General features: G+C 69.2%; 16 protein-coding genes. 9 read left to right on the top strand and 7 right to left on the bottom strand.

Annotated elements, in window-relative coordinates; genetic code table 11:
- Window positions 1–69 precede the first annotated feature (69 nt).
- Window positions 70–4089 (top strand): AAA family ATPase, encoded by a 4020-nt coding sequence (locus C8K36_RS08890; protein WP_420910868.1) that lies wholly within the window; start codon window positions 70–72, stop codon window positions 4087–4089.
- On the opposite strand, the gene C8K36_RS08885 is transcribed toward C8K36_RS08890, so the two are convergent.
- The 3 genes from C8K36_RS08885 to metG form a co-directional block, all read right to left on the bottom strand.
- Entirely contained in the window at window positions 4010–5305 is a 1296-nt protein-coding gene (locus C8K36_RS08885; protein WP_107984098.1) for an aminodeoxychorismate synthase component I, read from the bottom strand. The genes C8K36_RS08890 and C8K36_RS08885 overlap by 80 nt on opposite strands.
- A 91-nt stretch (window positions 5306–5396) precedes the next feature.
- Window positions 5397–6677 carry a DUF2786 domain-containing protein gene (locus C8K36_RS08880; RefSeq protein WP_107984097.1) on the bottom strand — a complete coding sequence of 427 codons (1281 nt, stop codon included), beginning with the start codon at window positions 6675–6677 and terminating at the stop codon, window positions 5397–5399.
- A 65-nt stretch (window positions 6678–6742) separates the two neighbouring features.
- A complete protein-coding gene (gene metG / locus C8K36_RS08875) occupies window positions 6743–8332 on the bottom strand; it encodes a methionine--tRNA ligase (RefSeq protein ID WP_107984096.1) in 1590 nt (529 codons plus the stop codon).
- 20 nt (window positions 8333–8352) lie between these two features.
- Here metG and C8K36_RS08870 point away from each other — a divergent pair, with 20 nt between their 5' ends.
- On the top strand, window positions 8353–9192 hold the full coding sequence (locus C8K36_RS08870; RefSeq protein ID WP_107984095.1) for a TatD family hydrolase: 840 nt from the start codon (window positions 8353–8355) through the stop codon (window positions 9190–9192).
- A 64-nt stretch (window positions 9193–9256) separates the two neighbouring features.
- On the opposite strand, the gene C8K36_RS08865 is transcribed toward C8K36_RS08870, so the two are convergent.
- On the bottom strand, window positions 9257–10249 hold the full coding sequence (locus C8K36_RS08865) for a pirin family protein (protein ID WP_107984094.1): 993 nt from the start codon (window positions 10247–10249) through the stop codon (window positions 9257–9259).
- A 250-nt stretch (window positions 10250–10499) separates the two neighbouring features.
- On the opposite strand from C8K36_RS08865, the gene C8K36_RS08860 reads away from it, so the two are divergent.
- The 6 genes from C8K36_RS08860 (at window position 10500) to C8K36_RS08835 (ending at window position 17004) form a co-directional block, all read left to right on the top strand.
- Entirely contained in the window at window positions 10500–11627 is a 1128-nt protein-coding gene (locus C8K36_RS08860) for a resuscitation-promoting factor (RefSeq protein ID WP_107984093.1), read from the top strand.
- Window positions 11628–11636: 9 nt separating this feature from the next.
- A complete protein-coding gene (locus C8K36_RS08855) occupies window positions 11637–12764 on the top strand; it encodes a resuscitation-promoting factor (RefSeq protein ID WP_107984092.1) in 1128 nt (375 codons plus the stop codon).
- A gap of 29 nt (window positions 12765–12793) precedes the next feature.
- Window positions 12794–13684 (top strand): 16S rRNA (adenine(1518)-N(6)/adenine(1519)-N(6))-dimethyltransferase RsmA, encoded by an 891-nt coding sequence (rsmA, locus tag C8K36_RS08850; RefSeq protein ID WP_107984091.1) that lies wholly within the window; start codon window positions 12794–12796, stop codon window positions 13682–13684.
- A gap of 63 nt (window positions 13685–13747) precedes the next feature.
- Entirely contained in the window at window positions 13748–14344 is a 597-nt protein-coding gene (gene lppU, locus C8K36_RS08845; RefSeq protein WP_107984330.1) for an LppU family putative lipoprotein, read from the top strand.
- Between the two features lie 148 nt (window positions 14345–14492).
- On the top strand, window positions 14493–15278 hold the full coding sequence (locus C8K36_RS08840; RefSeq protein WP_107984090.1) for a hypothetical protein: 786 nt from the start codon (window positions 14493–14495) through the stop codon (window positions 15276–15278).
- 124 nt (window positions 15279–15402) lie between these two features.
- Window positions 15403–17004: an ABC transporter substrate-binding protein gene (locus C8K36_RS08835; protein ID WP_107984089.1), complete on the top strand. Its 1602-nt coding sequence runs from the start codon at window positions 15403–15405 to the stop codon at window positions 17002–17004.
- 67 nt (window positions 17005–17071) lie between these two features.
- On the opposite strand, the gene C8K36_RS08830 is transcribed toward C8K36_RS08835, so the two are convergent.
- The 3 genes from C8K36_RS08830 to C8K36_RS08820 are packed head-to-tail and all read right to left on the bottom strand — an operon-like array spanning window position 17072 to window position 20468.
- On the bottom strand, window positions 17072–19330 hold the full coding sequence (locus C8K36_RS08830; RefSeq protein WP_107984088.1) for a heavy metal translocating P-type ATPase: 2259 nt from the start codon (window positions 19328–19330) through the stop codon (window positions 17072–17074).
- Window positions 19330–20250: a hypothetical protein gene (locus tag C8K36_RS08825; RefSeq protein ID WP_107984087.1), complete on the bottom strand. Its 921-nt coding sequence runs from the start codon at window positions 20248–20250 to the stop codon at window positions 19330–19332. The genes C8K36_RS08830 and C8K36_RS08825 overlap by 1 nt, the downstream gene beginning before the upstream one ends.
- Window positions 20251–20258: 8 nt before the next feature.
- Entirely contained in the window at window positions 20259–20468 is a 210-nt protein-coding gene (locus C8K36_RS08820; protein ID WP_107984086.1) for a heavy-metal-associated domain-containing protein, read from the bottom strand.
- A 330-nt stretch (window positions 20469–20798) separates the two neighbouring features.
- Here C8K36_RS08820 and cspE point away from each other — a divergent pair, with 330 nt between their 5' ends.
- The gene (cspE, locus tag C8K36_RS08815) at window positions 20799–21002 is read left to right on the top strand and encodes a transcription antiterminator/RNA stability regulator CspE (RefSeq protein ID WP_107984085.1); all 204 of its coding nucleotides are present in this window, start codon (window positions 20799–20801) and stop codon (window positions 21000–21002) included.
- The last annotated feature ends 2 nt before the right edge of the window (window positions 21003–21004 follow it).

Raw genomic sequence — 21004 nt, 5'->3', positions numbered from 1 at the left:
GCGGACAACGAGGTTCAACGCGACGCGGACCGCTCGGGCGCGCAGGCGCGGCTCTTCTTCGCCGACCAGATGCGCCTGCTGTTCGCCACCGCCGGCGGGCCCCCACTCAAGAAGGTTGTCACCGAGGCCGCCACCCTCGGCCGATCGGTCGGCGGCGAGAAGCCGGCGTCGGTGCAGCGGATCAGCGACTGGCGCTCGGGCAAGCGGATGCCGGCCACGTTCGAGTCGGTTCGTCCGGTTCTGGCCGTCCTCATCCGGATGGCTCGCGCGCTCCACGAGGGTCCGCCCCCGACCGACGGCCTGTTCTCGATGCGGCAGTGGCAGACGTGGTGGCAGAACGCCAGCTCGGTCCCGGCCACGAGGCCGACGGTCTCGGGAGCCGGCGAGGCGGCGCCGCCGCTACTGCCGGCCGGGATGCGCCCCTACCGCGGGCTGGCCCCGTACCGGGAGAAGGACGAGCGACTCTTCTTCGGCCGCAGTCACAGCGTCGACGGACTGGTCGCGGCGGTCGAAGCCGCGCAGGGCAAGGGCATCGTGATCGTCACCGGGGCCTCGGGCGTCGGCAAGTCGTCGCTCGTGCAGGCCGGTCTGATCCCGCAGTTGCGCACCCTCGACCGCGGCGCCGACCGCAGCGGATTCGTCTCGGTCGTCCTGGTGCCGGGCGCTCATCCGCTCGCATCGCTGCGAGCCGTGCTCCCGGAGTTGTCCCACGCGGAGTTGTCCCACTCGGAGTTGTCCCACGCCGAGTTGTCCCACGCGGCCCCGACTGCGGGACAACTCCACGACGACCTGGCCCGGGCCGCGGAACGGCTCGGCGCCCATCACCTCCTGATCGTGGTGGACCAGATCGAGGAACTGTTCTCCCAGTGCTCCGATGCCGGTGAGCGAACGGCGTTCCTGGCCGTGCTCGAGTCGGTCGCGACCACACCGGTCGACGGCACGATGCCCGAGGCCGTCTCGGTGGTCGCGACCATGCGGTCGGACTTCTATCCGCAGGCGCTCACCCACCCCGTGCTCGCCCGGGCGCTCGAACAGCGCAGCAAGACCGTGTCACCGCTCATGCGGGAGGACGTGGTCGAGGTGATCACCAAACCCGCCCGCATGATCGGCCTCAAGCTCGAGCCGGGGCTGGTCGACCTGATCCTCAACGATCTCGGGGTGCTCACCGCCGGAGAGGGCAGCGACACCGTGCTGCCGTTGGTCTCGCACCTACTCGACACCATGTGGGAACGGCGGCGCGGCGGCCAGCTCACGATCGCGAACTACCGGGCCACCGGGGGCGTACGCGGATCCATCGCCGCAGCCGCGGAGCGCGCGTGGGAGGAACTCGACGAACGTGGCCGCGTACTGGCTCGCGCCATGCTCGTGCACCTCGTCTACGTCACCAGCACCGGCACCGACGTGAAGATCCGCAGGACGCTTCCGCAACTGGTCGCCCTCGAGGGCGCCGACACCGGTGAGGGCAGGCGCGTCGTCGACCACTTCGTCAATGCCCGGGTGCTCGTCGCCGACGGTGAATCCGTCGAGCTGATCCACGACGCGGTCATCGACACCTGGCCGCGGCTGAAGACATGGATCCAGGAGGACCGCTCCTATTCCGCGCTGCGTCAGCAGATCGAGACCGACGCGGTGCACTGGGACGACGCCGAGCGCAACCACAGCCTGCTCTATCACCGGGGCAGGCTCGACCTGCTGACCGAGCACGCCGAAAGGCAGGCCGATCACGGATCCGACGCGGGCAGGGCCGGCGTCGAGGCAGTCGCGGCATCCCTGACCCCGGCGGCTGCGGACTTCCTCGAAGCGTCGGTGCGGCAGGTGCGGCGCCAGATGTGGCGCAAGCGCACCATCATGACGGCGCTGGCGCTGTCGACCGTCGTTGCGGTCGCGATGGGTGCGATGGCGTTGGCCGCCAAGTCGCGGGCCGAGGACGAACGCAGCGCTGCCCAGTTCCAGCAGGTGGTGGCGCTCGCCGACGCCTTGCGTGAGAGCGATCCGACGACGTCGGCTCAGCTGTCGCTCGCCGCGTGGCGGATGCGGCCCGGCAGCGACGACGCGTTCACCCGACTGGTCGCCACCGAGAACACGCCGATCTCGCGGAGCCTGACCGGTCACACCGGCCCCGTCTACGGCGTCGCGCTGTCGGTCGACGGTAGGACGCTGGCCACCGCCAGCGACGACAGGTCGGTGCGGCTGTGGGATCTGAGTGACCGGTCCGAGCCCGTCCAGATCGGTGACGAACTGACCGGACCCGACCAGTACATGGCGTCGGTGTCGTTCAGTCCGGACGGGCGACTGCTCGCGGCGGGCGGCGGCGACGGCACCATGTGGATCTGGGATGTCAGCGACCTATCCGCACCGCGAGCGCTGATGTCGGGTCTGCGGAATGCGCCCGGCCCGATCCACAACGTGCGGTTCAGCCCCGACGGCCGGTCGCTGGCGGTGCCGCACGACGACGGCACCGTCACGCTGTTCGACACCACGCGACCCGACTCCGGGGAGTTCCCGGCGTCGACGGTGCGCGCGCATTCCGGCGCGGTGCGCACGGTGTCGTTCCGCGGCGGGACGGTGCTGGCGACGTCGAGCGACGATCGCACCGTGCGTGTGTGGGACATCGCGGATCCGGCGCGCCCGGTTCAGCTGGGACGGGACCTGACCGGATTCGACGACGTCGCGCACTCGGTGTCGTTCAGCCCCGACGGCACGACCCTCGCCGCGAGCAGCGACGACGGCATGATCCGGTTCTTCGACGCCACCGATCCCGGCAACATCCGTCAGGTCGGCGCCCCCGTGCAGGCGCACACGGGTGGAATCTGGACCGTCGCGTTCGCGGACGGCGCGACGTTGGCGAGCGCGTCGTGGGACGGCACCGCGAAACTGTGGTCGGTCGATCCCGTGACGCGCGCCGTGCACGAACTCCGGCCGGCACTCAGCGGCAACGGCGGTGGCGTTCCCGCGCTCGCCATCTCGCCGGACGGCACGACGATCGTCACGGGCGGTCAGGACTCGATCGTGCGCATCTGGACGCTGCCGACCGGCACGGTGCCGGTGTCGGACTCGTCGATGACACTGCCGTCGATGAACCGGGACGGATCGCGGGTGGTGACGGCAGGGTACGACTCGCAGGTGCGGCTGTGGGCGGTGTCGGCGGGCGGCGGAATGGACCGGGTCGGGACGATCGACCTGCCGCGGCCGCTGGGCGGCGCCAACGTCGCCGAACTCTCGCCGGACGGCCAGGTCCTGGCGACCACTCAGACGTCGGGCGGACACGTCCAACTGTGGGACGTCTCGGATCCGGCGCGTCCGCTGCCGCTGGGGCCGCCGATCGTGACGGCCACACGTTTCACGTGGGAGATGGCGTTCAGCCCGGACGGCCGGACCCTCGCGATCGGCGACGACGATTTCAGCGTCGCACTGTGGGACGTGCAGGATCCCGGACATCCCGTTCGGCTGGGTGACCGGCTCACCGGGCCCCGGAATCTGGTGCGGAGTGTCGCGTTCGGTTCCGCCGGTGACGTCCTCGTGGCGGCGAGTGCGGACGGCGACATCTACGCGTGGGACGTCTCGACTCGGTCGGCTGCGGCGCCGCTCCCGATTCGCGAGGGTGGCCACGACGGAGGGGTCAACGCGGTTTCGTTCGGCCCTGACGGCGACACGCTCGTGACCGCCAGCGACGACCACACCCTGCTGCTGTGGGACCGGGACGCCGACGGTGGGTTCACGCCGCGTCCGGTGCCGCTGCGCGGGCACACCGGCACGGTGTACAGCGTCGCGTTCGGCCGCGACGGCAGTCACGTGGTCAGCGGCAGCGACGATGGTTCGGTGCGCCTGTGGAACATCGACGGCGTGGGCGAATCCGAGGAGGTGGGCGGTGCGCTCACGACGATCGGGACCGGCCGGTGGCAGGTTGCGTTCCTGCCGCGCACCGACACGGTGATCGCCGGTGGCGGCGACGGCGTGCTGCGAACGTGGCGGCTCGACGAGGACCCGATCACCGAGCGGATCTGCGCGTCTACCTCAGAACTGACACAGGACCGGCCGGCGCATTTCGAGATGCCGGAGTCGGGTCGCGGGGCGTGCGAGACGCCGTGAGCGTGACGATGCTCGACGCCTTGTCCAGGCACTCCTGCCATTCGGCGTCGGGGTCGGAGTCGATGGTGATTCCGCCGCCGACGCCGAGACCGACCCGGCCCGACGCATCGAACTCGACGGTCCGGATCGCGACGTTCAGTTCGAGTCCGGCAAGGGGGCTGTGCATTCCGACGGCACCGCAGTAGACGCCGCGCGCCTCCGGTTCCCAGGAGCGGAGCAGTTGCCGGGCGGAGTGCTTTGGGCACCCGGTCACGGACGCGGGTGGGAAGGCGGCATCGAGCAGGTCCGCGGCGCTCACCCGGTCCGACACCTCGGCGGTCACGGTCGACACCAGGTGCCACACACCCGGGGCGGGCTTGACCCGCAACAGGTCGGTCACCTTGACCGAACCCGCGTCGGCCACGCGGCCCAGGTCGTTGCGGACGAGGTCGACGATCATCACGTTCTCCGCGACATCCTTGACCGAGTTGCGCAGGCGCTCAGGGTCTTCGGAGAGCGGGAGGGTTCCCTTGATGGGGCTCGACGTCACGGCGCCGCCGCGGCGGGACAGGAACAGTTCGGGCGAGAGCGATGCGACCGCCCCCCACGCTCCCTGCACGAATGCCGCACGGCCGGGCCGGGTCCGGTCGACGGCGTCGGTGAAGAAGTCGACGGGGCTGCCCGAACTGGTGCCGTGGAAGCGGGCACACACGCACGCCTGGTAGACGTCGCCGCGTGCGATGGCGTCGAGGCAGTCCTCGACACCTCGCCGGTGCGCGTGCCGGTCCGGCGTGGTCCAGTCGATGTGCCAGGACTGCGGGGTGGTGTCGGGTCGGCGCACCGCGTGGGCGAGGTCGGCGGGGCACGGCTCGTCGAGGAGGCTCTCGAACCACCAGCACCCCGAGGTGTCCAGTCGCAGCACATGGTCGGTCCAGCCACCGGCCGCCTCGGGCAGGCTGCCCGACCGGTCCGGGTAGCCGCGGTAGCCGATCCACCCGCCGCCGATGATCGGGCCGGTGCCGTCGGGGGAGACGGTCGCACCGCCGGTCGGAACTGCGAACGCACCGCGCGCGTCGTGCGGTTCGGCGCGCACGCTCGGTGCCAGGACGGCGGCGGCGTCGAACCAGTTGCCGATCAGGCCGGCCGGTGGTGCGAGTTGCCTCGAGCGAGCCCGCCGAGCCAGTGCGCGGAGCACATCGGCGGCCGTGCCGCCATCTCCGAGTCGCTCCGATCGCATTTGTTCAGCCTTCCATGCGGTTCGGCCGCCGACGACATCGGATCGCGGTGACCCCGGTCGGCGTGGCAGCCGATCCGGGGTCCGCGAAGCGTCATCGCCGGAGGGCCCGACTGCTCGGGTCCAGGGAGGCGTCGTCCGCCGCGGACTGTCCCGCGTACCACCCGTTTGCGTCCACCGACCTGCTCCGTGACGCCTTGGTCTGGGGGAACAGTCGATCGAACTCGGCGTCGACGGCTGCGGACCGCGCCGCGAGGACGGGCAGCAGTTCCTCCACCGGCACATCCGACTCTGCCGCTACCTGCGTGGTGGCGCGGTTGCCGGCCTCCTTCAGGCGCTGCCCGATGCGGACCGCGAAACCGAACAGGAACGCCTTACGGAACGAGGTGGTGCGTGCCCCCCGCTTCGCGCTCGGTGAGGATTCCTGCATCGCTCGGGTGGCCTGGATCAGCAGCGATGTGAACAGCAGGTCCACCTGGTCGAGGTCGACAGGACTGCCGACGACTGTCGCAATGCCGAACCGGTCGAACCACACCGTGCGCACTCGGTTGGCGTCGCCGATCGCGGTGAGCAGGTGCACCTTCTCCTTGACGTACGGATTGTCGAGGTGAATGCGCCTACTGCGGACAGTGGGGGAACTTCGATCGGCCGCATGCAGCAGGGCGGCGCTGATCGCGTACCGCGTCATGAGTTCCTGCGCCTTGGCCGTGAAGGTCTCGGCCTCCTCGACGAACTCGGTTGCCTCCGCCTTGGCCAGCAGGCCGCGAATCTTGTTGAGTACCTTGGGGTCTGCGGTCTCGTCGGTGTCCGTCGGAGCGGACTCGAGCCGGATCCGCGGCCACGTCGACGGCGGTGCGCACAGCTCGGTGACCCGGGGCAGTTCGAGCCACAGCAGCGTCATTGCGGTGGACTCGTTCTCGCCGAGATGCCACCCGGATGCGTCCAGCGCGGCCCCGAACGCGGCACTGTCGCAGGCATCCGGGAGGGACGTCGCGAACTGCGCGGCAGCGGACTCCCGCTCCACGATCTGGTCGAACTGGGTGACCCAGGTGAGCGGCGCCCGCTCCGCGGCGCCGGTCACCCGGTAGTGATACAGCAGAGTGGCGGCGGTGACCGCCGTCGAGTCCGCCCCGAGAGCGCGCCGCGTCACATGCATGACGTCGGCCGGCTGCCACCCACGCTCGTAGGCGTCCGTGAGGGCGATCAGTAGGCCGGTGATGGAACGCTCCCGTGGTGGTGGGCACTCGAACCGCTCGAAATCGTCGAACATGTCGTAGTCGAACGGGTCTGCAATCGACCCGTCCTCGACCTCGTCGAAGTCCTCGGACGTCGAGCCTGCCAAGTTTTCTCGAATGTATGTTCTATTGCTCCCCATGGCCGACAGTGTGCATCAGGGGGCCGACAACTTTCGTCGAGCGGCCACCGGCTGTCGGCGAGCGGCTACTCCTCGGTGGTCTCCTCGACGTACCGCGGGAACACGCCGACCGGCTTCGGCAGCGGCGTACCTGCGACGATGCGCGTCTCGAGGTCCGCGAAGGTGCGGGCCTCCGGGGTCTGGCCGAGCAGGTCGAGGATCTTCTCGGCCGAGTCCGGCATCACCGGCTGGACGAGGACGCCGACGATGCGCACGACCTCGAGGGTGACGTACAGGACCGTCGCCATGCGCGCCGGGTCGGTCTTGCGCAGTACCCACGGCTCCTGCTGCGAGAAGTACCGGTTGGTCTCGCCGAGGACGTGCCAGAGCGACTCGAGTGCGAGGTGCAGCGCCTGCACGTCGTACTCGGCACGCACCTTCTCGAGCAGTGCGTCGGCCTGCGCCAGCAGGGCCCGGTCGTCGTCGGTGAGTTCGCCCGGAGTCGGAACCTGGGCGTCGCAGTTCTTCGCGACCATCGACAGCGACCGCTGCGCCAGGTTGCCCAGCTCGTTCGCCAGGTCGGTGTTCATGCGGGTGACGATCGCGTCGTGGCTGTAGCTGCCGTCCTGGCCGTACGAGATCTCGCGGAGCAGGAAGAAGCGGACGGCGTCGAGGCCGTACTGCTCCACCATCTCGAGCGGGTCGACGACGTTGCCGACCGACTTCGACATCTTCTCGCCCTTGTTGTAGAGGAAGCCGTGCACGAAGACGCGCTTGGGCAGTTCCACTCCCGCGGACATCAGGAAGGCCGGCCAGTACACGGTGTGGAACCGCGTGATGTCCTTGCCGATGATGTGCAGGTTCGCCGGCCAGTACCGCTTGAACTCGTCCGAATCGGTGTTCGGGAATCCGACACCGGTGAGGTAGTTGGTGAGCGCGTCCACCCACACGTACATGACGTGCGCGGGATCGCCGGGAACCGGAACGCCCCAGTCGAACGTCGTGCGCGAGATCGAGAGATCCTTGAGTCCACTCTTGACGAAGCTCAGGATCTCGTTGCGGCGCGTGGACGGCGCGATGAAGTCCGGGTTCTCCTCGTACAGCGCGAGCAGGCGGTCCTGATACTTCGACAGCCGGAACGTGTAGTTGGACTCCTCGGTCCACTCGACCGGCGTGCCGGTCTCGGTGGCGATGCGGGTGCCGTCCTCGAGGACCGTCGTCTCGTCCTCGGCGTGGAATGCCTCGTCGCGGACCGAGTACCAGCCCGAGTAGGTGTCGAGGTAGATGTCGCCGGACGCGACCATCCGCTCCCAGATCGCCTTGCTGGCTTCGAGATGATCGGCGTCCGTGGTCCGGATGAACCGGTCGTACGAGATGTTCAGGACCTTGTCCATCGCCTGGAACACGTCCGAGTTGCGCGTCGCGAGGTCGCGGACGTCGATGCCTTCCTTGGCCGCAGTCTGCTGCATCTTCAGGCCGTGCTCGTCGGTGCCGGTCATGAAGAACACGTCGAAGCCGTCGAGTCGCTTGAAGCGCGCGATCGCATCCGACGAGATGTACTCGTAGGCGTGCCCGATGTGCGGGACGCCGTTCGGGTACGCGATCGCGGTCGTCAGATAGAACGGGGGCCGGGCCGTCGGGGCCGGCATCTGGTCGGGCGAGGAAGGCACAGTCATGGTGCGCCTACTCTATCGACGTGAGCAAAGATCGTCCCGCCCCGGACCTGCCCGAGCCGCTGTTTCCGCTCGTCGACGCCCATACCCACCTCGATGCGTGCGGTGCCACCGACGCGGCGAGCGTGCGTGCGATCGTCGATCGCGCGGCGTCGGTCGGCGTCGAGCGTGTGGTCACGGTGGCCGACGATCTGGCGGCCGCGCAGTTCGCGGTGGACGCCGCGCACTGGGACGACCGGGTCTTCGCGGCGGTCGCGATCCATCCGACGCGGGCCAACGCCCTCGACGACGCCACCAGGGCGGAGGTCGAGCGTCTGGCGTCCGACCCCCGCGTCGTCGCGGTGGGCGAGACCGGCCTGGACCTGTACTGGCCCGGCAAGCTCGACGGCTGCGCCACGCCGGAGGAGCAGGAGGACGGCTTCCGCTGGCACATCGACCTCGCGAAGCGTCTCGGCAAGCCGCTGATGATCCACAACCGCGAGGCCGACACCGATCTGCTGCGCGTCCTCGAGTCGGAGGGTGCCCCCGAGACGGTGATCTTCCACTGCTTCTCGTCCGACGCGGTGATGGCGCGGGCCTGCGTCGACGCCGGCTACGTGCTGAGCTTCTCGGGCACCGTCAGCTTCAAGAACGCGAAGGCGTTGCGCGAAGCCGCTCTGATGGTCCCGGCGGACCAGTTGCTCGTCGAGACCGACGCGCCCTACCTCACTCCGCACCCGTTCCGCGGCGCGCCCAATCAGTCGTATTGCCTGCCGTACACGCTGCGGGCGCTCGCGGAGGTGCGCGGCGAGGACCCCGTCGAACTGGCGAAGGCATCGACCGCGACGGCCGAGCGCACCTACCGACTGCCTGCGCGATCCTGAGCCTCGCGGCCCATTCCGCGTCGGGATGCGCGGAATCCCGCCCCGGTAGACAAGGAATGGGTGCTCAGGCCGACGGCGGATTCCTCCGGGGCCGGATCCTCGCGTTCGGCAACGGCGGCGCGGGCAGTCGTTGCACGGTGCCCGTGTAGCCGTCGACGCGCCCGAAGCGATCGGACTCGGCCTGCCACGCGTCGCGGTACGCCTCGATGTCGGCGTGGCTGCGTCCGACGAAGTTCCACCACATCACGATCTCCTCGCCGAACGGTGCGCCGCCCAGCAACACCACCCGTGCCGGCTCGTCGGTGAGATTCGTCAGGATCAGCGTCGATGCCCCGGTCCCGGCGTAGCCGAGGTCGGCGCGGGCGAGGTCGACGTGCTCGAGGCGCACCGCGCCGGTGTCGACGAGAACACCGTGCTCGAAAGTCGGGTCCACGTCGAGGCGCATCTCGGCGCGCGGGTCGAGCGTGAGTTCCGCGCCGAGCAGGGGAGTGAACGTGTGGACGGGGGATTCGGAACCCGCCAGCGAGCCCAGAAAGACGCGAGCACACCCGCCGTCCAGGTTCGCGATCGACGGCACGTAGTGCTCGAAGTTCCGCGGCGCGTCGCGAGCCTCGTCGGGCAGCGCCACCCACAGCTGGACGCCATGGAGGATCGTCGTCGTCGGCGTCGAGACCTCCGAGTGGCAGATGCCGTGGCCGCCGGTCATGAGGTTGACCTCGCCGGGCCGCACCGTCGCGTGCACGCCTTTGCTGTCCCGGTGCTCGATCTCGCCGGTGAACAGCCAACTGACGGTCTGCAGTCCGGTGTGCGGGTGGGGTGCCACATCCATGCCGCCGGTCAGCGCGACGTCGTCGGGGCCGTAGTGGTCGGCGAAGCACCACGCCCCGATCAGCGATCGCTGCCGCTGTGGCAGCGTGCGGCGCACCGGCATCGCCCGCGGGCCGCCCAGAGGGACCTCGCGCGACGTGATGACCTCGATCAGCGGGCGCCCCGATGTGCCTGCGGGTGGTCCGTTCTCGCACTCGATCTCGACCGGGTCGGCCTCCACGTTGCTCATGTCCTCACCCTTCCACGACCCCCTTCCACGACCCCCTTCCACGACCCCCTGCGCCGCCCTTCCGCGCCGCCCCGGGAGGAGTGACGCAAGCAACTGGTCGGAATCTGCCGTAATCGATTCGTGATCGACCAGCGCTTTCCCTGAGACCTTTGTAACCGCATTTGTGCTGATCGACACCATGCGGTTGCCAGATCACAGCCCCACCGTTACCGTGCTGTGATCGAACCTGTCGTCTGCCCCAGGATTTGTCGTGTCGCCTTTTGCTCGGATCAACACCGCCAGATCGCCGCTCCTGTACGTCGTGGTGGCCGCGCTCTTCGTGACCCTTCTCGTCGGCGGAGGCCTGGTCGTCGCGCAGCACAAGACGGTCACCCTGGACGTCGACGGCGAGACGATCTCGCTCAGCACACTGCGCTCCGAGGTCGGTTCCGTCCTCGACAACGCCGGTTATCCGATCGGTGAGCACGACGTCGTCGCGCCGAACGTCGACGCCAAGCTGTCGGACGGCGACACCGTCGTCCTGCGCCGTGCCCGGGAGATCGTGCTCACGGTCGACGGCGAGCGTCGCACCGTGTGGTCGACGGCACTCACCGTGGACGACGCGATGCGTCAGATGAGCCTCGCCGGGGACGCCTACGTATCCGCGTCGCGTGGGCAACGGATCCCGCTCGACGGCATGGAGTTCGACGTCGTGAACGCGAAGTCGGTGCGGATCGCCGACGGTGGCGCCCCGCACGCGGACGTCCGGGCTGCGGCGCCCACGGTCGGCGACCTGCTGGTTGCGACGAATGTGCCGCTCGAGCAGGCCGACACGGTCGTCCCGGCGCCCGAGACACCGCTCGTCGACGGTCTCGAGATCGTCGTGACCCGCAACCGCACCGAGAACCGCACCGAGAATCTGGCAATCTCGGCGCCCGAGAACCGCATCGAGGATGCGGGACTCGAGCAGGGCAAGACCACCGTCGAGCACCCGGGTGCACCGGGCGAGCGAACGGTGACGGCGACCGTGACCACCGTCAACGGTGTCGAGACACATCGGCAGGAACTGTCGTCGGTGGTCGTCCGCGAAGCCGCACCGACTGTCGTGCGGGTCGGCACCAAGCCCAAGCCGTCGGCCCCCGCGGTCGCGAACGGTTCGGTGTGGGACTCGATCGCACAGTGCGAGGCGACCGGCAACTGGGCGATCAACACGGGCAACGGCTACTACGGCGGGCTCCAGTTCTCGCAGAGCACGTGGGCCGCGTACGGCGGCACGCAGTACGCGGCGACGGCCGACCGCGCGACCCGCGAGCAGCAGATCGCGGTCGCCGAGAAGGTGCAGGCCGCGCAGGGCTGGGGTGCGTGGCCGTCATGTACGAGCAAGTTGGGTCTCCGGTAAAGGAATCGCATGTCGCCGCTGTCGAAGATCAACACGAGCCGCTCACCGCTGATGTACGGCGTGGTCGCCGCGACGCTCGTGACCCTCACGGTCGGTGGCGGCGTCGCCGTCGCACAGCACAAGACGGTGACCGTCGACGTCGACGGCGAGCTGGTCTCCGTCGGCACGATGTCGTCGGACGTCAGCGGGGCGCTCTCGGCGGCCGGCTACTCCCTCGGTGAGCACGATGTGGTCGCTCCCGCAGCGGATTCGGACGTGCATGACGGCGACACCGTCGTGCTGCGCCGCGGCCGCGAGGTCGCCCTCACGGTGGACGGTCAAGAGCGCACGCTGTGGACCACGGCGCTCACGGTGGACGAGGCACTGAACCAGTTCCGCGTCGCCGGTGATGTGCACGTCTCGGCGTCCCGCTCGCAGCGTCTGCCCCTCGAGGGCTCGGATCTCGATGTGCTCAATCCCCGCACCGTGACGTTGGTGGACGGCGGTGCCGCCCCGTCGGACGTCCGCCTCGCGGCGCCGACCGTCGCCGATTTCCTCGAAGCGCACGGCACGCCTCTCGAGCAGGCCGACACCGTCGTGCCGGCCGCCGACACCCTCCTCGCCGACGGCATGGAGGTCACCGTGACCCGTGGACGGGTCGAGACCCGGGTGGTGACCGAGCCGGTCGCACCGCCGGAGCAGCGGATCGAGGACCCGGCGATGAACATGAGCCGGACGGTCGTCGAGAACCCGGGCAGCGCCGGCGTCGCCGACGTCACGTACGAGGTCACCACCGTCAACGGCGTCGAGACCGGACGCAAGCCGGTCGCGTCCACCGTCACGGGCCCCGCCCAGCCGAAGGTCGTCCGCGTCGGCGCCAAGCCGGGCACCGAGGTGCCCCCCGTGCAGAACGGCGCCACGTGGGACGCGCTGGCGCAGTGCGAGGCGACGGGCAACTGGGCGATCAACACCGGCAACGGCTTCTACGGCGGCGTGCAGTTCGACCAGAACACGTGGGAGCGTCAGGGCGGACTCAAGTACGCGGCCCGCGCCGACCTCGCGACCCGCGAGGAGCAGATCGCCATCGCCTCACGCACGCAGCAGACGCAGGGTTGGGGTGCATGGCCGTCGTGCACCAGCAAGCTGGGCCTGCGCTGACCGTTCCCTTCGTGCGTTAGGTTCTTCAGGTGTCAGACGCCGTGCCGCCCCCCGTCCATCCGCGAGGACAGGCCGCCCTCCTGGGGCCGGTCGAGGTCCGCAGCCTCGCCGAAGAGTTCGGGGTACGCCCCACCAAGCAACTCGGCCAGAACTTCGTGCACGACGCCAATACCGTCCGCCGGATCGTCGCGGTCGCCGGCGTCGGCCCGCAGGACACCGTCCTCGAGGTCGGTCCCGGGCTCGGGTCGCTGACACTGGCCCTGCTCGACGTCGTCGACCGGGTGATCGCCGTCGAGATCGATCCCAACCTCGCCGCCCGGCTGCCCGCGACTGTCGCAGACCGCGCGCCGGAACTGGTGGATCGGCTCAGCGTGGTCGGTGCCGACGCGATGCGGGTGATGCCGGAGGACGTTCCCGGTGAACCGACCGCGCTCGTCGCGAACCTGCCCTACAACGTGGCCGTCCCGGTGCTGCTGCACATGTTCGCGGAGTTTCCCAGCCTGCGCACCGCGCTGGTGATGGTGCAGGCCGAGGTGGCGGACCGGCTGGCGGCCGCACCGGGCAACAAGGTGTACGGCGTACCCAGCGTCAAGGCCAACTTCTTCGGCGCCGTCAAGCGCGTCGGCCATGTCGGACGCTCGGTGTTCTGGCCGGTACCGAAGGTCGAGTCGGGGCTGGTGCGAATCGACCGTTACGAGGAAGCACCGTGGCCGATCGACGCCGATCACCGGCGCAAGGTGTTCGCCGTCATCGACGCGGCTTTCGCGCAGCGCCGCAAGACACTTCGGGCCGCGCTCGCCACCTGGGCGGGATCGCCCGCCGAGGCCGAGCGGCGCCTCGTCGCGGCGGGGATCGAACCGTCCACGCGCGGTGAGAGGCTCGATGCTGCGGCGTTCGTGCGTCTCGCCGGCGTCAGCTAGGGTCCGCACCGGGCGGTCGGTCACTGCGGCCGCCGAGGTGGGATCCCCGGTTCGAGGAATGTGATTGTGAACAAGAGAATTCGGTCGACGGCGCGGCGCGTCGGCATCACAGCGGTTGCGGTGGCGGCACTGTCGGTGGCGGGATGCGCCACATCGGTGGAGGGCACCGCGACCGCTGCCGGTTCGGCCCTCGCCGATACGACGGCGCCGTACCGTGACACCGATCGCGGCCGCGTCGATCTCGATCTCGACGTCGAGATCGGTGACTGCGTGCGTCTGGGTGGAACCGCGGACGACGCGACCGTCGACGAAGCCGTCTGTGGGAGTGCCGATTCCAACTACAAGGTCGTCGAGAAGACCGCGCGCAACGCGCAGTGCCCGTCGGACGTCGACCAGGTGTACTACGAGACGAAATGGGGCGACGAGCGCGGCGCGCTGTGCCTGGACGTCGACTGGGTGATCGGCGGGTGCATGAGCATCCCGGACGGTGAGGACGACGAACCGCGGCGTGTCGACTGCAACGACCCGCACGCCCCCGGAATCGAACGTGCTGTCGAGATCATCGACGGCGCAACCGATGCCAAGCGGTGCTCGGACGGCGGATTCGTCCACGACGAGCGCGAGTTCACGGTATGCACGGAGACGGTGCGCCCGCTGTAGGTAACCGGAGCGGGACGGGTTTCTCCTACTTTCGTACCCAACTTCTCCTACTTTCGTACCGGAGGGTATGTCCGGGGCAGCGCAAGTGGGCTGTGTGTCTCTAACTTTGTTGGAGCACAGCCCATTTCCGTATCCGAAAGGCCTTCCCATGTCGAGTAGTTCGCTCCGCCGCGTCGCCGCGGTCGTCGCAATCGCCGGTTCAGCGGCCCTGATCTCGCCGGCGCTGTCGCACGCCGCCTCCACCGGATCGCTCGGTGGTTCCCTCGGTAGCTCGTCCGACGAGCCCGCCGGCGGAGTCACGTGTGACGCACTGTCGACCGAGGCGACGCCCGCCGGTTGGGGCGTCCCGTTCGACGACGAGAAGGGGCAGGAGGCCGCCTACTCCGAGGAGGGTGTCCTCGACGAGAACGGATCGCTCGAGCTCGCTGTGACGGGACCGTCGGACCGCACTGCCTGGTACCACGAGGCGGGCGGCGTCGCGCTCGCTGATGTCATCTCGAAGGACATCGGCTTCGACGAGAAGGCCGCCACGTCGTCGGCGTCGTTCCAGATCCGTCTGCTGGGCACCACCGGCGGCAAGTTCGAGAACGGCTTCACGACGCTGGTGTGGGTTGCCGAGCCCGGCACGACCGTCGCCGAGGGCGCCACGCACGAGCAGATCCAGAAGGGTCTGTGGTGGAGCACCCAGAACATCGCCGGCGCCGAGGACCGCGTGCCGACGTCTCTCGCCACCATTGCTGCGGCCAACCCGAACGCGACCGTCGAGCACTACGGTGTGAGCGTCGGCTCGGGCTCGGCCGCGACGTCGACGCTGGTGGACGCAGTGCAGTTCAACGGCTGCACCACCGATTTCGCCAAGAACGACCCCGAGCAGGGTGGCGGAGCGGGTTCTCTGGGCAGCCTCGGAAGCCTGTTCGGCAGCGTGTTTTCTTAGCCGACAACGGCCTTCCTGCGCATTCTTTCCCGCTCAATGGGACCGGGCATTCCGTACGTTCCGCCGCGGGATAACGTCACCGCGGACGTGTGGCGTGAGTCACACCTAAGTGGCTGGAGGGTGCGTGGGTAGCAGGGTGAGGTTCGGCAAGAGCCTGACGGCGGTGTTGGTGGCGGGTGCGCTGGCGCTCGCGGGCTGTGCCAATTCGGACAGCAACGATGAGACCAGCGACACTCGCACCCCGCCGGCGGTGGGCCTGGTGGGAGATCAGGCCGCGGAACCGACGGGCTCGACGCCGCAGCTCACGTTCAGCGTCCAGGCGCTGGCGGCGGTGCTCGATCCGGCCAAGACCACCGCCCGCGGCGGCAGCGGCGGTGACGAACTGGCGGCCGTGTACGACGTCTTGCTCCGGTACGACGAGAAGACGGGCGAGTTCGTGCCGCGTCTGGCGCAGTCGCTGACGTCGGACCAGGCGGGGAACGTATGGACGCTGAAGCTGCGCCCCGGAGTGACGTTCAGCGACGGCACCCCGCTCGACGCCAACGCGGTGGTGGCCAGCATCAACCGCTACAACACCAACAAGGGCAACGGCGCCGCGGTGTGGATGGACGCCGTCGAGTCCACCACGGCCACCGATGCTCAGACGGTGGAGTTCCGCCTGCGCAAGCAGTGGCCGACCTTCCCGTCGATGCTGGCCCTGGGCCACGGCATGATCGTCGCCCCCGGCGCCGGTGAGGGCGAGGCCTTCAAGCCGATCGGTGCGGGTCCCTTCGTCCTCGATCGCTACGCGCCCAACGAGGAGCGGCTGCTCTCCGCGCGTGCCGACTACTGGAACGGCAAGCCCAAGTCCGACAAGCTCAAGTTCATCGCGCTCAGCGGCTCGCGCGAGAACCTGGAATCGATGCGCACCAACGGCATCGACATCGGTTTCCTGCGTGGCAACCCGCAGGCCATCTACGACACCATCGACGCCGGCTACCCCGGCTCCTTCAGCATCCTCAACAGCGGTGGTGCCGAACTGGTCAACAACCGTGAGGGGCGGCCGGGCGCGGACGTCCGGGTGCGCAGGGCAATTGCGCTGGCGATCGATCCGGAGCTGGTCGGCCAGCGCGGCGACAACGGCCTCGGACTGCCGGGCAAGGCAATGTTCAACGATCTTTCCCGGTGGGCCACCGACGTCGAGGGTGTGCCCTTCGACCCCGATGCCGCGCGCAAGCTGCTCGACGAGGCGAAGGCCGACGGCTACGACGGCCAGCTCAACTACATCGTGCTGCAGGAGCCGAGCGAGCAGGCCATCGGCCTGGCGGTGCAGTCGCTGCTGCAGGCGGTCGGCTTCACGGTGAACATCACCAACGCCAACAACGCCGGCGACATCGTCAAGCAGGTGTACGTCCAGCGCGACTACGACATGGCGCACGCCGGAATCGGCCTGTACGAGGCCATTCCGTACCTGGGGCTGGAGACCACGCTGTCGGCGACGTCCACGGCCAACTTCTCCGGCTACTCGAACCCGCAGATGGATGCGCTGCTCGGCAAGCTGCAGGCGGCCGACGGTGACGACCAGATCCGCGGCGTGCTGGCCGAGATCCAGACGCTGTGGAACGAGACCGTTCCGAGCGTTCCGGTGAGCTCCGTGATGATCTACGTCGCGTGGCAGAAGAACGTCGGCGGTGTGGTTCCCACCGCGACGGGAATCATGCTGCTCGACAAGGCCGGTCGTAACTGACCACAACGGGCACAGCGAGACGACGAGGCCCCGGCGACAACTGTCGCCGGGGCCTCGTCGATCGCGTCTAGCTGGACGGGCTGAACCGTCGCAGCCGCAGGCTGTTGCTGACGACGAACACGCTCGAGAAGGCCATCGCCGCGCCGGCGAGCATCGGGTTCAGCAGGCCCGCCGCGGCCAGCGGGATCGCCGCCGCGTTGTAGGCGAATGCCCAGAACAGGTTGCCCTTGATGGTGCGGAGAGTCCTGCGGGACAACTCGATCGCGTCGGCGGCCGAGCGAAGGTCACCGCGCACCAGGGTGATGTCGGCGGCCTCGATTGCGACGTCGGTGCCGGTGCCCATGGCGAGTCCGAGGTCGGCCTGGGCGAGCGCGGCAGCGTCGTTGACGCCGTCGCCGACCATCGCGACGACCTTGCCGCTCGCCTGCAGTTCCTTGATCGCGTCGACCTTGTCGCCGGGCAGCACCTCGGCGATGACGGTGTCGATGCCGACCTGCTCCGCGACGGTGCGTGCGACGGTCTCGTTGTCGCCGGTGAGCAGGACCGGAGTCAGCCCCAGTTGCTTGAACCGTCGGACGGCGTCGGCGCTGGTGTCCTTGATCGCGTCGGCGACCACGAACACGGCGCGGGCCTGTCCGTCCCAGCCGGCGGCGATCGCGGTGCGGCCCAACTGCTCCGCGGCGCGCTTGGCGTCGGCCAGGTCCTGCGGCAGGTGCTGCGACCAGTCCGCGAGCAGACTCTCGCGTCCGGCGACCACGGCGTGGCCGTCGACGATGCCCTGCACACCCTTGCCCTCGACGTTCACGAAGTCCTCGACACCGGGAAGGGTGCCGACGCTGCCGGCCGCGCCGGCCGCGACGGCCTGGGCGATCGGGTGCTCGGACGCGTTCTCGAGTGCACCCACCAGTCGGAGCGCCTCGTCGCGATCGACGCCGTCGGCGGTGACCACGTCGAGCAGGGTCATCTTGCCGGTGGTGACGGTGCCGGTCTTGTCGAGCACGATGGTGTCGACGCCACGGGTCGATTCCAGAACCTCGGGCCCCTTGATGAGGACGCCGAGTTGTGCGCCGCGGCCGGTGCCGACGAGTAGCGCGGTCGGCGTCGCCAGGCCCAGCGCACACGGGCACGCGATGATGAGCACCGCGACGGCGGCCGTGAAGGCCACCTGCAGCGGGTTGCCGGTCCCGATCCAGTAGCCCAAGGCGGCAACGGAGATCGCGATGGCGATCGGGACGAAGACACCGGCGATGCGGTCCGCGAGGCGCTGCACCTCGGCCTTGCCGTTCTGGGCGTCCTCGACGAGAGCGGCCATCTGCGAGAGTTGGGTGTCGACGCCGACCCGGCGGGCGCGCACCACGAGGCGTCCACCCGCGTTGACGGTGGCGCCGACGACGTCGTCGCCGACCGAGACCTCGACGGGCACCGATTCGCCGGTGAGCATGCTCATGTCGACGGCGGAGCTGCCCTCGACCACGACACCGTCGGTGGCGATCTTCTCGCCGGGGCGGACCATGAACAGGTCGTCGATACTCAATTGGTCTGCCGGGATCCGGGATTCGACCCCGTCGCGGAGCACCGAGACTTCCTTGGCGCCCAGCTCGAGCAGGGCCCGCAGTGCGGCGCCGGCGGTCCGCTTCGACTTGGCCTCGAAGTACCGGCCCGCGAGCACGAACGTGATGACGCCGGCCGCGACCTCGAGGTAGATGTTGGCGGCGCCGTCCATCCGGTTGATCGTGAACTCGAACGCATGCTTCATACCGGGGGCACCGGCGGTGCCGAAGAACAGCGCGTACAGCGACCACGCGAACGCGGCGGTGGTGCCCAGTGAGATGAGCGTGTCCATCGTCGCGGCGCCGTGCCGCAGATTGGTCCACGCGGCGCGGTGGAACGGCAGACCCGCCCACACGATCACCGGCGCGGCGAGGGTGAGTGAGAGCCACTGCCAGTTGTCGAACTGCAGCGCCGGAACCATCGCCATCGCGATCACCGGAATCGACAGCAGGGCGGACACGATCAGCCTGGTGCGCAGCTCCGCGAGGTCGCGATCCCTGGGGTCCTCGGTGGCGCCGGACTCGTCGGTGGCCGGGGGAGCGGGCAGGGCGGCGGTGTACCCGGCGTTCTCCACTGCGGTGACGAGGTCGTCGGTACTGACCGAACCGGCGAAGGTGACCTTCGCCTTCTCGGTGGCGTAGTTGACGGTGGCAGTGACGCCGTCGATCTTGTTGAGTTTCTTCTCGATGCGGGCGGCGCACGAGGCGCACGTCATGCCGCCGATCGCGAGTTCGACGGTGCCGTCACGGGTGGTTGCGAGATCGGCGGAAGTCATCAGTGTCCTCCTTCGTGACCGTCGCGAGCGGGTACGTGTGTGGGTCCGGACGCGGGGCCCACCGGAACGGTGAACTCGGCGGTGCGGACCGTGCCCTGGTGTTGGAAATCGAGGAACAGTCGGTAGGTGCCGCTGCTCGGGGCCTGTGCGTGGAACGTCGCGTCGGGGCCCGGTGCGGTCACGCCGTCGCCGGGTTCGCCCTCGGGGTGGACGTGCAGGTACGCGAGGTCTCCGGTGCGCAGGGCCACCAGGTGGCCGTAGGCGCCGAGGTAGGGATCGAGATCGGTGACCGGGGCGCCGTCGCGGGTGACCGAGAGCGTCAGCGGCCCGCCGGCCGTCGTGAGGTCACCGGCGAGGGTGACGGTGTAGCCGTCGACGGTCGCGGTGCGCGACGCGGCCGGTAGCGCCGCCGGTTGCAGATCGCCGACGACGTCGACGTTCCGTCCCAGCGTCAGCTGGCCGGGAGCACCGCTCGCCTGGAAGTCGGCGAACACCCGGTAGGTGCCTCCGGTGGGCCACGTCCAGTCGATCGACCACGTGCCGTCGGGACCCAGCGTGGGGTGGACGTGCCGGAACTGGCTGGTGTCCGAGCGGACGACGATGAGATGTAGTTGCTTCTCGTGCAGGTCGTCGTACCCGCGCACCGGAGCGCCGTCGGCGTCCAGGATGCGGAAACGCAGGGTGCCGGGCTCGCCGGAGCGGGTGGGCGAGGTGATGTCACCGAGGGTGTAGCCGTCCTGCGAGACCTGTAGACCCGCGGGGACACCCGAGGCCGGCTCGATGTCGGCGGCCGCGTGGCTGTCGGTGTGTGTGCTCGTCATGTCGATCGGGCTCCCCGTGACGACGCCCACGCCGAGGGCCGCGGCAAAGACGACCGCGAGCCCCCCGGCGTATGCGATGAGCGTGGTGGACGTACGCATCGGATTCCTCAGATCGGTTGGGCGGTGTAGCCCGCTTCCGCGACCGCGGCGGTGACCGCGTCGACGGGGAGCGGGGCGGTGGAGGAGACGGTGAGGCGGCCCGACTTCAGATCGACCGCGACGTCCGAGACGCCCGCGATCGTGCCGACCTCTTCCTCGACGGACGCGACGCAGTGGCCGCAGGTCATTCCGGTGACGGTGTATTCGGCGGTGCTCATGTCGATCTCCTCCTAGGTACCACTACCCCGTGCGGGTATCGGCAACAATCCGAAGGTACCCCCGGGGGGTACTAGGCCGCAAGGGCGGTCTCGAGAGATGCGACACTCTCGAGGATTAGTTCGCGGGTGGACGGGCGCGATCGGCCCGGCTGTGGTTGACTGATGTCGGTCGTAGTTTTTGTGTTTGTGTTAGTCCACGCTCGCAAATCCTGAAGTTGCGGGCGGATGGATTCTCTCCTGGGAATCGCGAAGCCGCCGTGTGACACCGGCCCGGGAACCCCTGACCTGGAGTTTCCCGAGTTTGCAGTTCGTAAGAGGAGAGAAAGAAACATGGCAGAAGGCACCGTGAAGTGGTTCAACGCTGAAAAGGGCTTCGGCTTCATCGCGCCCGACGACGGCTCCGCCGACGTCTTCGTCCACTACTCGGCCATCCAGACCAACGGCTTCCGCACTCTCGAAGAGAACCAGCGCGTGAGCTTCGAGATCGGTCAGGGCAACAAGGGGCCGCAGGCCACCGACGTCGCCGCGATCTGATT

Source organism: Rhodococcus sp. OK519 (assembly GCF_003051005.1).
GTDB lineage: Bacteria > Actinomycetota > Actinomycetes > Mycobacteriales > Mycobacteriaceae > Prescottella.
This window is presented reverse-complemented; position numbering and strand designations above follow the sequence as displayed.

Coding starts and splice junctions, on each gene's coding strand:
- C8K36_RS08890 (WP_420910868.1), top strand. CDS start 70: ATGCGCCTGCTGTTCGCCACCGCCGGCGGGCCCCCACTCAAGAAGGTT.
- C8K36_RS08885 (WP_107984098.1), bottom strand. CDS start 5,305: ATGCGATCGGAGCGACTCGGAGATGGCGGCACGGCCGCCGATGTGCTC.
- C8K36_RS08880 (WP_107984097.1), bottom strand. CDS start 6,677: ATGGGGAGCAATAGAACATACATTCGAGAAAACTTGGCAGGCTCGACG.
- metG (WP_107984096.1), bottom strand. CDS start 8,332: ATGACTGTGCCTTCCTCGCCCGACCAGATGCCGGCCCCGACGGCCCGG.
- C8K36_RS08865 (WP_107984094.1), bottom strand. CDS start 10,249: ATGAGCAACGTGGAGGCCGACCCGGTCGAGATCGAGTGCGAGAACGGA.
- C8K36_RS08855 (WP_107984092.1), top strand. CDS start 11,637: ATGTCGCCGCTGTCGAAGATCAACACGAGCCGCTCACCGCTGATGTAC.
- C8K36_RS08840 (WP_107984090.1), top strand. CDS start 14,493: ATGTCGAGTAGTTCGCTCCGCCGCGTCGCCGCGGTCGTCGCAATCGCC.
- C8K36_RS08830 (WP_107984088.1), bottom strand. CDS start 19,330: ATGACTTCCGCCGATCTCGCAACCACCCGTGACGGCACCGTCGAACTC.
- C8K36_RS08825 (WP_107984087.1), bottom strand. CDS start 20,250: ATGCGTACGTCCACCACGCTCATCGCATACGCCGGGGGGCTCGCGGTC.
- C8K36_RS08820 (WP_107984086.1), bottom strand. CDS start 20,468: ATGAGCACCGCCGAATACACCGTCACCGGAATGACCTGCGGCCACTGC.
- cspE (WP_107984085.1), top strand. CDS start 20,799: ATGGCAGAAGGCACCGTGAAGTGGTTCAACGCTGAAAAGGGCTTCGGC.